The following is a 12,539-nucleotide window of genomic DNA, read 5'->3' on the forward strand; positions in this document are numbered from 1 at the left end:
AGCAGTTTTGAGATTATTTATCGTTCAGTGCAGCTACCCCTGGAAGCTCTTTGCCTTCCATAAACTCAAGGGATGCGCCGCCGCCTGTTGAGATGTGGCTCATTTTGTCAGCAAGGCCGAATTTTTCAACCGCTGCCGCAGAGTCTCCTCCGCCGATGACAGAGTATGTATCTTTCGCCTCTGCCAATGCTTCCGCAACCGCTTTTGTTCCTTGAGCGAACAAGTCGATTTCGAATACGCCCATCGGTCCGTTCCACACGACAAGTTTGCTGTTTTTGATGACGTCAGCATACGTTTCGCGTGTTTTCGTACCAATGTCGATTGCTTCTAAATCACTAGGGATTTCAGAGATCGGCACAATTTTCACGTTTGCATCGTTAGAGAAATCATCTGCAACGAGTACATCTTCAGGCATGTAGAAGTTAACGCCTTTTTCTTTAGCGCGGTCCATAAATGATTTCGCAAGCTCGATTTTATCTTCTTCAAGAAGAGATTTACCGACTTCATAGCCAAGCGCTTTTACGAAAGTATAAGCAAGACCTCCGCCGATGATCAGGTTGTCTACTTTATCAAGAAGACTTTCGATAACACCGATTTTGTCTTTTACTTTCGCTCCGCCGATGATCGCCGTGAACGGGCGGTCAGGGTTAGAAACCGCTTTTCCGAGTACATCAAGCTCTTTTTCCATTAAGAAACCTGCAACTGCTGGCAGATGCTCGGCAATTCCAGCTGTAGATGCGTGAGCACGGTGGGCAGCACCGAATGCGTCATTTACATATACATCTGCAAGCTCAGCAAATGCTTTTGCAAGCTCAGGATCATTTTTCTCTTCACCAGGATAGAAACGTACGTTTTCCAATACAAGAACGTCTCCGTCCTTCATCTCGGAAATTTGTGCTTTTACAGCATCGCCGTAAGCTTCATCCGCTTTTTTCACTTCTTTGCCAAGCAGTTCGCCGAGACGTGCAGCGACAGGAGTTAAACGAAGCTCCTCAACCACTTCGCCTTTCGGGCGGCCTAAGTGGCTCGCAAGAAGGACTTTTGCGCCTTGTTCTGCAAGGTGTTTGATTGTTGGAAGCGCAGCACGGATACGTGTATCGTCTGTTACTTCCCCGTCTTTCATTGGAACGTTAAAGTCGACGCGGCAGAATACAACTTTGCCTTTTACGTCGATGTCTTTGAGAGTTTTCTTATTCATGCCTAGGAGATCCTCCTTCAAAATGGTTTGCATACAGCACGAAAAACGTGAAACCGTCTGGTCAAGCGATAACGCCGCTAGGGCAGATCGCAGTCTTTTTTCGGCACAGGGCAGTTCGTCTAAAAGCCAGGGCAGCGGCCTTAGGCGAAAGCGCCGGCAAAGCTGCTAAAAACGCGGTCGTTTCTCTTTCACAGAGCGTTTTCTGAAAGCCGGTCTTCATGGAAAAAGGGAAAGGGAGTCCGTCCCCTTCCCTTGTCCGCTTTCATTATAGCGCTTCTATTCAAAAGAACCAAGTCAGGTCCTTTTTCAGCTATAAATTAAAGACCTTTTTTTGCGATGTAAGCTGCAAGGTCAACAACGCGGTTAGAGTAGCCGCTTTCGTTATCGTACCAAGAGATTACTTTTACCATGCTGCCTTCCATAACCATTGTAGAAAGAGCATCAATTGTAGAAGAGTTTTTGTTTCCGTTGTAGTCGCCAGAAACTAATGGCTCTTCGCTGTAGCCAAGGATTCCTTTAAGGTCGCCTTCAGCTGCTTCTTTAAGAGCTGCATTTACTTCTTCAGCTGTTACTTCTTGGTTCAGTTCAGCAACCAAGTCAACTAGAGAAACGTTTGGAGTTGGAACACGCATTGCTCCACCGTTCAGTTTGCCTTTTAGTTCAGGAAGAACTAGAGAAACTGCTTTAGCAGCACCAGTTGATGTTGGGATGATGTTTTCAGCTGCTGCACGCGCACGACGGTAGTCTTTGTGCGGAAGATCAAGGATTTGCTGATCGTTTGTGTAAGAGTGAACAGTTGTCATCATACCGCGTTTGATGCCGAATTTATCGTTAAGTACTTTTGCAAACGGCGCAAGGCAGTTTGTTGTGCAAGATGCGTTAGAGATAACATCGTGGTTAGCCGCATCGTATTTATCTTCGTTAACACCCATAACGATTGTGATATCTTCTTCGTTAGCAGGAGCAGAGATGATTACTTTTTTCGCGCCAGCTTCTAAGTGTTTCGCAGCGTCTGCGCGTTTTGTGAAGAAACCAGTAGATTCAACTACGATTTCAACGCCTTGTTTGCCCCAGCTAAGTTTAGCAGGATCGCGTTCTGCAGAAACTTCAATTGTTTTGCCGTTAACAACAAGGTTGTTACCGTCAACTGAAACTTCAGCGTCTAATTTTCCGTGTACAGAATCATATTGTAAAAGGTGAGCCAGCATGTTAGCATCTGTTAAATCGTTAACCGCTACTACCTCAACTTCAGGATTGTTTAATGCTGCGCGGAATACGTTACGTCCAATACGACCAAAACCGTTAATACCGACTTTTACTGCCATGATTGTTTCCTCCTTTAAATAAGTGAGAGATATTTATATTGAGGGATTATTCATCCCTTAATAACTTCTTTGCGGCTCCTTCGTCTGTGACGAGAACCGTGTTGCGCGGCTTTTTAAAGTAAGCCTCGATCGCCTCGGCTTTTGATGATCCGCCCGCTACCGCAATAATATCGGGAATGGCGTCTATGTCATCCAGCTGCATTCCGACAGAATGCACTTTGTGGACCACTTCGCCGTCCGCATTAAAATAGTAGCCAAACGCTTCTGTCACCGCGTCGTTATCATCTATTTTCTTTAAGTCTTCTAAAGGTGTGTTTCTGCGCTGAGCCATAGTTTTAGCTTCGCCGATTCCGTGAACCAGCATACTCGCTGATTTAATGGTGTTCAGCACCTCTTTGACAGAAGGCTCTTCAATAATAGATGAATAGGCGCCTTGTGACAGCTGTCCCGGAACAAACAAAAGCCGGTAAGTGCCTGAAGCCTTCTCCGCCATATGCGCGCATATGGTGTTCGCCTGGTTTTTCACGTCTTCGCCTAAACCGCCTCTTGCAGGCACAAACAAAAGCTCGCGGTTTTTAGAATCCGGCGTCATCATTTCGGCGACAGCTTCAATTGTCGTACCGCCAGTTACAGCGACGATATTTTTGCCTGAAAATCTTTTTTTCATACATGCGACAGCCGCTCTACCCATTTCTTTTTTGACCCATGGAGAGTGATCGCTGTCTCCGGATACGATAATGACATCCTTTAGATTTAAACGTTCTTTTAATGTCTTTTCCAAAAGCGTCAAACCTAAAACATCTTTCATTGTATCTTCCAGAACAGAAAGCAGTTCATAGCCCTCTTCTGTCAATGTCATGCCGTTTGTCTTAATATCGACCAGGTTCTGTTCCTTTAAAAACTGAACCTCGCCCCTCAGCACACGCTCGCTGATTTCGAGACTGGCAGACAGGCTTCTTCGCCCGATGGGTTCTGTCAGCCTGATATACTGCAAGATTTCAAACCTCTTTTGCATAACGAGCAGAAGATCAGGCAATAATTTTTTTTGAGCTTGTATTAACTGGTTCATGACTCAAACGTTCCTTCCTTTTTTGCTGGACATTATATGTCCCGCTATGACAAAAAACGTCCCATCATAGCCAAAAAAAATCATTTCTGCTTTCTTTAATTATTTTAACAGGGTGGAATTGTTTATTCAACTGTTAAGAGCCAATTCATCGACAATATTCGCAGAGTTTTCATGCCGCGGCGTTTTAACTAGCACTATTTTTTCCTATATATCTTTATCTTATACAGAAATCGCCAAATGGTGCATCCCAATATAAACAGCCCTTCCCAGAGAAAGGGCTGTTCTTTTAAAGCGTTTTCATTTTATCCAGAGCTTTTCAATTTCTTCAAGCGATTTGTTCTTCGTTTCCGGGCAGATTGTTACGACAAACAGGAAGCAAAGGATGTTAATCACCGCGAAGATCCAGAATGTATAGGCGAGCCCGAACGAATCAATCATCATTGGCACAAACTGTCCGATCGCCCAGTTTGCTCCCCATAAAAAGATGGTCGCAATGCCCGCGGCCCGCGCACGCAGATGGTTCGGGAAGATTTCAGAAATCATAATCCATGTGATCGGTCCAACCGAGACACAGAAAGCAGCGACAAAACCTAATATAAGGATGATCATCATGATCCCGCTTGTTAACTCAAAATAAAACGACGTCCCGATTAAAATCATAAAAATAGCCATAAAAGCAGAACCGATGGACATCAGTTTTTTTCGTCCGACTTTATCAATCAGCAACACCGCAATAACGGTAAAGATGACTTCTACAACTCCAACGATACAAGTCGTCACGAATCCGGCGTTTTGCCCGAATCCCATCATTTTAAAGATTTCCGGCCCATAGTAAGTAATGGCGTTCATGCCGATGACTTGGTTAAACAGCGCCAGCAGGATTCCAATGATAAGCGCCTTTCTGAGACCCGGCTTAAACAGCTGGGAGAGCGACCCCATTTGTTCTATTTTTAATGAGTTCTCAATGTTCTTTAATTCTTCTTTTGCAACAGTTTCTCCATTAATACGTGTCAGAATCTTTAAAGCTTCGTTTGTTTTGCCCGCTTTCGCCAGCCATCTCGGGCTTTCCGGGACGACGAGCAGGACAAGGAAAAAGATGACGGACGGCACCATTCCATAAGCAAGCATCCATCTCCAGCCGGTGTGCACGCCCCATTCGTATGTTCCGGACCGCTGCACAGCCAGATTAATAAAGTATGTTGCGGAAATACCCAGGATCGTAAAGAGCTGATATAAGGATGATAAACTTCCGCGTATGGCGGGCGGCGCCGCTTCTGTAATGTACGTAACAGAAAGCGATGAGCCCATCCCGATTCCCAGGCCCCCGATAATCCTTGCAATGATCAAAGTGGACACATCTTGAGAAAGCGCTGAAACGATTGCTGATATCGCAAATAACAAAGCGGCTGTCATTAAAATTTTTCTCCGGCCGAATCTGTCACTTAAAAATCCGGATATCCCGACGCCCACAACTCCTCCAATCATAATGCTTGAAATGACAAGTCCCTCCATAAACGGACTCAGGCTGTATAAATCTTTCAGAAAACCGATGGCGCCAGAAATCACCGCCGTGTCATAGCCATACAATAAGCCGCCAAGCCCGGCCGCGCATGAGATTAAAATGACAAATCCCATTGAATGGCTTCTTGTTACAGGAACATTTGGTTCTAATTGAGTTGGAGTATTCTTCATTTCCCTGCCCTCCCGAAATGTTGAGTAAAGCGTTTTCATTTCAACCTGTAATTGTACGTACTTATATTAAAATTTAACGAAAATTACATTTAATTAGTACGTACAAATATAGAATAATCTTGTTTGTATTTTCTGTCAATGTTTTCTTCCAAAGAACGCTATGATATACTGAAATTTGTCCGTATACATTTTGGAGGAATGGATATGTTACCAAAATACGCGCAAGTAAAAGAAGAAATTAGTTCATGGATTAATCAAGGCAAAATACTGCCCGATCAAAAAATCCCTACCGAAAACGAATTAATGCAGCAATTCGGCGTCAGCCGGCATACCATTCGCAAAGCGATCGGAGACCTCGTATCACAAGGTCTGCTGTACAGCGTGCAAGGCGGAGGCACCTTTGTCGCTTCACGCTCTGCGAAGTCAGCGCTGCATTCCAATAAAACGATCGGTGTTTTGACAACCTACATATCAGACTATATTTTCCCGAGCATTATTAGAGGAATCGAGTCCTATTTAAGCGAGCAGGGATATTCTATGCTTTTGACAAGCACAAACAACAACCCGGACAATGAAAGAAGAGGCTTAGAAAACCTGCTGTCCCAGCATATTGACGGACTCATCGTAGAACCGACAAAAAGCGCCCTGCAAACCCCAAACATCGGCTACTATCTAAACTTGGAGAAAAACGGCATTCCCTTTGCGATGATTAACGCGTCATATGCCGAGCTTGCCGCACCGAGTTTTACCTTGGATGATGTGAAAGGCGGCATGATGGCGGCTGAGCATTTGCTTTCTCTCGGCCACACGCACATGATGGGTATTTTCAAAGCTGATGACACACAAGGCGTGAAACGGATGAACGGATTTATACAGGCGCACCGGGAGCGTGATTTGTTCCCCTCTCCAGATATGATTGTGACATTTACAACGGAAGAAAAAGAATCAAAACTTCTGGAGAAAGTAAGGGCCACACTGGAGAAAAACAGCAAGCATATGCCGACAGCCATTCTTTGTTATAACGATGAAATTGCGCTGAAGGTGATCGATATGCTGCGGGAGATGGATCTAAAAGTGCCGGAGGATATGTCTATCGTCGGGTATGATGATTCACATTTCGCCCAAATCTCCGAAGTGAAACTAACCTCTGTCAAGCACCCGAAATCCGTGCTCGGTAAAGCGGCGGCGAAATATGTGATTGACTCCCTTGAGCATAAAAAGCCAAAGCAAGAGGATGTTATATTTGAGCCTGAGTTGATCATTCGCCAGTCCGCACGAAAACTGAATGAATAAAAAAAGCAATGTATGGGTCTCCCCGCTACATTGCTTTTTTTATAGCTGTTATCTGTTTTTCCAAACATCAGCGATGATTTCAAACGAACGCATTCTGTCTGCGTGTTCATAGGTTTCTGAGTTAACCATAATTTCGTCAGCCTGTGTCGTTTTGACGAAGTCTTCAAGCTTCACCTTCACTTCTTCCGGCCCTCCGACAATCGTGGAGCTTAACTGCTCATTGACCATCGCTTTTTCATACGGGCTCCAGATTTGGTCCATATCCTCAACAGGCGGCTTCAGCTGGTTCGGCGTACCGCGGACAAGATCAAGAAATCTTTGATAATGTGAAGTCGCAAGGTGCTGCGCTTTCTCGTTTGTATCTGCCGCGATAATGGTGACACCGACCATTGCATACGGTTCGTCGAGTACGTCTGAGGGCGTGAAGGAATTGCGGTACAGCTCCAAGGCAGGAACCGTATTCGCCGGCGAGAAATGAGCCGCGAAGGCAAACGGAAGACCTAGTTCACCTGCAAGGCGGGCGCTGAAGCCGCTTGAGCCCAGCAGCCAAATCGGCACATCTATGCCCTCTCCGGGAATAGCGCGGACTTGATTGCGTACATTTCCTGACGGTTTAAAGTAATTGCGAAGTTCCTCTAGTTGTTCTGGGAAATCCTCTCCGCTGTTGATGTTTCTGCGGAGCGCTCTTGCTGTCAATTGGTCCGTTCCCGGCGCACGTCCGAGCCCCAGGTCAATCCGCCCGGGATACAATGTTTCGAGTGTGCCGAATTGTTCAGCAATGATTAATGAAGAGTGGTTCGGGAGCATAATGCCGCCGGAACCGACGCGGATTTTCTTAGTGCCTCCGGCAATATGGCCAATCAAAACTGCGGTGGCAGAGCTTGCCACACCTTCTATATTATGATGCTCAGCAAGCCAGTAACGGTGATATCCCCATTCCTCCGCACGGCGCGCCAAGTCCATGCTGTTTCGGAATGATTCCGCGATCGTTCCTCCCTGAACAACCGGAGATAAATTCAAGACAGAAAGCAAGGTATCTTTGCGTTGGTAGTTAGACATATTGTTCTCCTTTGCAAATGTGTTATCAGGAAACAGCCCAAAGCTGTCAGGTCATGATCGAATGTACTTCTATCACACCATAACACAACTGCATTCTGGAATAAAAGAATTTGATTCGATGAAATTCGAACAATATAAAACGAACGGTTTGGGACGTTATTCTGCTCTAAACAGCTCCTTAGCCATCTCAATAAAGAGCTTAGCCGCCAGAGAAGCCTCCTTCAGCGACGGAACAGCTAGCTGCACATCACGGTATACCTGCGGGTCCAACTCTCTGGTCACCACATGCTCCGGCAGCGGCATGTGCGACATGGACATTTCTGATAAAATCGCGAGACCCAGTCCTTCTTTGACCATACTGATCGAGGTGTTCATGTTATAGACTGTGAAAGCGGCGTTCAGCGTAGCGCCCGCTTGCCTGAACATATCGTGAAAAGGTGATTCATAGCCGCCGTCGCAGACGATCATCGGTTCATCATCGAGATCTTTCAGCGTAATGGCTGAACGGCTGCAAAGCGGGTGATCATCCCTGAGCACGACAGCCATTTTGTCTTTTTTCAAATGAATATACTCCATCTCCTCTGTTGGATACAGAAGAATGCCGACATCTATCATCCGCGTGTGAAGCCACTCCTTGACTTCATTTACAGTTCCCTCGTGCAGCACAAGCTCCAGTTTCGGATATTTTTGTTTAAATTCACTGATCAGCTTCGGCATAAAATAAGCCGAGGCAGTTGAGAATGTGCCAATATGGATCGTACCCAGTTCAAGCCCTTTTTCCGCAGCTGCGACCTGCTCAACTTTTTCAATGCCTTTTAAGACTTCCCTGATGTGTACTAAGATCTGTTTTCCCGTATCAGTCAGCATCAGGCCATTGCGGCGGTCACGAATAATCAGCTTTACATCAAGCTCAGCTTCGATTGCAGAAATCGCATGGCTGACAGCCGGCTGTGTCATGTTCAGCGCCTGACCCGCTTTTGTAAAGCTTCCCGTTTCAGCTATTTTGACGAAAACCCTTAATTGTGTAATGGTCATAACAATTTACTTATGCTCCTCATAAAAAAGATTCATTTTATTTATCTTATGTTCTACCGTATCATATGATGGAAAAGTTCTACAAGGAGTGAATGAACAATGAAGCAGCTCTCAAAAACGCGGACAGCTCTCCTGCTCGCATTTCTCGTCATCATGTGGGGCGTCAATTGGCCGCTGTCCAAAGCCGCGCTCGCCTATTCGCCGCCCTTATTATTCGCGGGCATCCGAACGCTGATCGGCGGGCTTTTATTAGTCATTGTCGCACTGCCGCGTTTTCATAAATTACATTTAAAAGAAACGTGGCCGATTTATTTGGTTTCTGCACTTTTAAATATTACGTTATTCTACGGCCTGCAAACGATCGGGCTGAATTATCTTCCGGCCGGCCTGTTTTCTGCAATCGTCTTCTTTCAGCCTGTTCTGATGGGCGTATTTTCTTGGCTGTGGCTCGGCGAATCCATGTTTGTATTGAAAGTGATCGGGCTCATCCTCGGTTTTGCGGGAGTAGCCGTCATTAGTGCCGCGGGCTTTGGCGGGCATATTTCTGTCATTGGGGTTCTGCTGGCGCTTGGCTCCGCAATCAGCTGGGCGCTCGGAACAGTATATATGAAAAAAACAGGCAGCCGCGTCGATTCCATCTGGATGGTTGCCTTGCAGCTGACGATCGGCAGCGTGTTTCTGCTTATATCCGGTCTTTGGACAGAAAGCTTTTCCGCGATCCAATGGACAGCTCCGTTTATCACGAGCCTGCTGTTCATCTCTGTATTCGTTATCGCACTCGGCTGGCTTATCTTTTTTACACTTGTCGGTTCAGGAGAAGCAAGCAAGGTCGCATCTTATACGTTTTTGATTCCGCTCATATCGATCGTGGCCAGCTCCATTTTCCTGCATGAACCGCTCACCCTTAGCCTCTTGGCAGGGCTGCTGCTGATTGTCACAAGCATCTGTCTCGTGAATACAAAATCAAAAGCGCAGAAAGCAGCGGCGATTGGCATAAATGAGAAAGCTGCACAATAATAAAAACCCTCTTGCCGAATGCGGCGAGAGGGTTTCTTATTTACTGATGCTTGCGTCCTTTGACCAAATATGCAACGGTAATCAAAAGGTAGATCGCCGCAGTAATGCCGGTAATGACAATTGACGTTGTCATGACGACCCCGATCAGAATGGCGAGTAATGCCACAATCGCAAACCATGTCGTGTACGGGAACCATTTTACATAATAAGCCGGTTTTTCCGTTTGCTGTTTTCTCGATTTCAAATGAGCGAATCCGATGATCAGCCAAATGAATAAAACGGTATATCCCAATGATCCCATTAAATAATTAAATGTTTGGCTTCCTGCGAACAGAGAAATCAACACGCCAATATAGAGAGAAGAAGTGCACATCAGAATTGCAAACATCGGTACGTTTTTCGATGAAAGCTTCGAGAAGACCTTTGGAAGCCTTCCGTCACTTGCCTGTGTATACAAAATGCGTGATGATCCGTATAAACCTGAATTCATAGAAGAAATGATCGCCAGCAGGATGACTGCGTTCATGATATGATCCGCGCCCGGAATGCCTACCATTTTAAAGACCATCACGAAAGGACTTTCCGGAACGGAATTGACTTGGTTCCACGGAATCAGGCTGACGATGATGAAAAACGGCAGCAGGTAAAACGCGACAATCCGTGTCAGTGTGCTGCGGACAGCTTTCGGGACAACCTTTTCTGGATTTTTTGTTTCAGCAAGTGTCACTCCGATAATTTCTGTACCGCCGTAAGAGTAGATGACGACAAGCATCGCCGTAATCAGCCCTGTGCCGCCGTGCGGGAAAAATCCGCCGTGCTCTGTCAGGTTTGAAAATCCAGCAGCTGTATGATCACCGAATGATACGAATAAAAGCAATAACCCTAAAATAATAAAGATGATAATAACGGTAATCTTGATCATGGCCAGCCAATATTCAGTTTCGGCGAAGATTTTAACAGAAAGCAAGTTTACGATCGTAACAATAAGAGAAATCCCCAATGCCAGCACCCAGATCGGGCAGCCCGGGAGCCAGTATTGAATAAAGATCGCAGCTACAACAGCTTCAGCCGCAATGTTGAGCACCCACATTTTCCAGTAGATCCAGTCCAAGAAATAAGCGGCGTAATTCCCTAACACCTGCTGGACAAGGTCCCTGAAGGTTCTGGCGTTGCGGTTTCGAACAGCCATTTCCGCGAGCCCCTGCATAATAAACAGCAAAATAATCCCGCCGAGCAGGTATGCGATAATGACAGATGGCCCTGCCACATCGATCGCTGAGCTGCTCCCTTTAAATAAACCTGCGCCGATTGCTCCGCCCAGCGCCATCATCATAATATGGCGGGACGTCATCGTGCGTTTTAACGTTTGATTGTCGTTTTTCATCCTCTTCTACCTCTCCTTCTCGTTTTCAAAAACAAAAAAGCCCGCCGCCCCCTATCTAATCTAATAGATAAAGAGACGACGAGCCTTCGGCTGACCGCGGTACCACTCTTGTTGATTCTTCATGAAGAATCCTGCTTTTGACCTGTAACGAAGGTTAGCCGTTAAAACATAGGGAATATTCAATCTATTCCGTTCCGTCTTACCACTCCCGGGCGAGTTCAAAGAAGAATCAGGCTGCGTCGCACCACCCCGCAGCTCTCTGTTCTGATTACTTTCTTTTACTGCTCCCAATCTATGCGTTTTAGTTTTCTGAAAAACTCAAATTTTATGATCTGAATATATTAACATAATATACGTGCTTCTCTTTTCCCTGTCAATAACTTCAGAGAAAAAAGAAACTGTTATTTTGTCCCTTTTTGAATCGCTTTCCAAAAGGATTCTGACTCGTTTCCTAATGCGTAGACTGAAACACCTGCTATTTTATATTGCTTTGCCAAATGGCTTTTCGTTTGAACGGTTTTTTCGTTTTCATACCACACGACATGTTTATGCTTCTTTTTATCAACATAAGAAAACGTCATCGAACCTGTTTTTTTGTTGAATGCAGGCTTTGCTTTTTGCTTTTGGATAATGGATTTGAGTTCATTCCATTCCCTCACAGAGCTTCCGCTTCCGTCTTTTACATCCCAATCATAGCCGTACGCGGGGATGCCCATGATGACTTTATTGGCTTTGATCTTTTTGACTGAAAACTGCAGAGAGCTTTTGATCCAGTTTGTGCTTGCCACTGATCCTGGCTTCCCCCAAATGCCGTGTTCGTCGTAGGTCATGACTTGTACGAAGTCGGCATATTTGCCGATTTTCGCATAATCATACGGCCAGCTCCAGTCATCATTTTTATCATCAGCGCTTTTGGCAGGAACGGATACCATTGTTTGAATATGTTTCTTTTTCAAAGCCTGTGAGACATCTTGAATAAAACGCGAGTATTTAGATCGGTCTTCTGGATTCACTGCTTCAAAATCGATATTGATACCGTAGTATGAGTGCTTTTTCGCCAAAGATATGAGCTGATCAGTGAACCGTTTTTTCGCTGTTTTATTACTCATGACCCGACTTGCCAAATCTCCGTCAAAGTCATAAATGGCATCATTATAGTTTGAAATGACAGCCCATGTCTTGATTTTTTTCTTTTTCGCATATGTCAGCTGCTTGCTTGGGGCATCGCCAATGATTTGTCCGTTTTTTTCAAACGCAAATGTATCGGTTGCGATGGCATTCATGTATGTATGATATTTCGCAAGAGAATTGTATGAAGCCGTATCCCCAGTCGTGTAGCCTAATGTCATACCGGCTGCCTTCGCTTCTCCTTTTGTATACATAAACAGAACAATCGCAATCGCCAGTGAAACCGCTATGATCAGCCATTTTTTCATCACATTTCCTCCTGTATCAAGTCATACTCTT

Annotated in this window: 10 protein-coding genes and 1 other annotated feature; of the genes, 2 read left to right on the forward strand and 8 right to left on the reverse strand. The window is 45.3% G+C overall.

Going from position 1 to position 12,539, the window contains the following annotated elements:
* Nucleotides 1-13: 13 nt before the first annotated feature.
* The 4 genes from JQX68_RS17365 to araE form a co-directional block, all read right to left on the reverse strand.
* The gene (locus tag JQX68_RS17365; protein WP_040081789.1) at nt 14-1,198 is read right to left on the reverse strand and encodes a phosphoglycerate kinase; all 1,185 of its coding nucleotides are present in this window, start codon (nt 1,196-1,198) and stop codon (nt 14-16) included.
* A gap of 317 nt (nt 1,199-1,515) precedes the next feature.
* On the reverse strand, nt 1,516-2,523 hold the full coding sequence (gene gap / locus JQX68_RS17370; RefSeq protein WP_003219957.1) for a type I glyceraldehyde-3-phosphate dehydrogenase: 1,008 nt from the start codon (nt 2,521-2,523) through the stop codon (nt 1,516-1,518).
* Between the two features lie 46 nt (nt 2,524-2,569).
* Complete coding sequence (gene cggR / locus JQX68_RS17375) at nt 2,570-3,592, reverse strand: gapA transcriptional regulator CggR (RefSeq protein WP_014665418.1); 1,023 nt, start codon at nt 3,590-3,592, stop codon at nt 2,570-2,572.
* Nucleotides 3,593-3,889: 297 nt separating this feature from the next.
* A complete protein-coding gene (araE, locus tag JQX68_RS17380; protein ID WP_040081788.1) occupies nt 3,890-5,284 on the reverse strand; it encodes an arabinose-proton symporter AraE in 1,395 nt (464 codons plus the stop codon).
* A gap of 204 nt (nt 5,285-5,488) precedes the next feature.
* On the opposite strand from araE, the gene araR reads away from it, so the two are divergent.
* Nucleotides 5,489-6,577: an arabinose utilization transcriptional regulator AraR gene (gene araR / locus JQX68_RS17385; RefSeq protein WP_040081787.1), complete on the forward strand. Its 1,089-nt coding sequence runs from the start codon at nt 5,489-5,491 to the stop codon at nt 6,575-6,577.
* A 48-nt stretch (nt 6,578-6,625) separates the two neighbouring features.
* Here the strand turns inward: araR and JQX68_RS17390 are convergent, their stop codons facing one another.
* Nucleotides 6,626-7,636 (reverse strand): LLM class flavin-dependent oxidoreductase, encoded by a 1,011-nt coding sequence (locus tag JQX68_RS17390; protein ID WP_147772543.1) that lies wholly within the window; start codon nt 7,634-7,636, stop codon nt 6,626-6,628.
* A gap of 156 nt (nt 7,637-7,792) precedes the next feature.
* The gene (locus JQX68_RS17395; RefSeq protein WP_069150334.1) at nt 7,793-8,671 is read right to left on the reverse strand and encodes a LysR family transcriptional regulator; all 879 of its coding nucleotides are present in this window, start codon (nt 8,669-8,671) and stop codon (nt 7,793-7,795) included.
* A 99-nt stretch (nt 8,672-8,770) separates the two neighbouring features.
* Here JQX68_RS17395 and JQX68_RS17400 point away from each other — a divergent pair, with 99 nt between their 5' ends.
* Complete coding sequence (locus JQX68_RS17400) at nt 8,771-9,688, forward strand: DMT family transporter (protein WP_069150335.1); 918 nt, start codon at nt 8,771-8,773, stop codon at nt 9,686-9,688.
* Between the two features lie 40 nt (nt 9,689-9,728).
* On the opposite strand, the gene JQX68_RS17405 is transcribed toward JQX68_RS17400, so the two are convergent.
* Nucleotides 9,729-11,072, reverse strand: coding sequence for an amino acid permease (locus JQX68_RS17405; protein WP_040081782.1), 1,344 nt, complete (start codon nt 11,070-11,072; stop codon nt 9,729-9,731).
* 68 nt (nt 11,073-11,140) lie between these two features.
* Nucleotides 11,141-11,376, reverse strand: a binding site (T-box leader).
* A 97-nt stretch (nt 11,377-11,473) separates the two neighbouring features.
* Complete coding sequence (locus JQX68_RS17410) at nt 11,474-12,508, reverse strand: glycosyl hydrolase family 18 protein (protein ID WP_205440354.1); 1,035 nt, start codon at nt 12,506-12,508, stop codon at nt 11,474-11,476.
* Nucleotides 12,509-12,539: the final 31 nt, after the last annotated feature.

This window comes from Bacillus sp. LJBS06, assembly GCF_016924995.1.
In the GTDB taxonomy this organism is placed as follows: domain Bacteria; phylum Bacillota; class Bacilli; order Bacillales; family Bacillaceae; genus Bacillus; species Bacillus stercoris.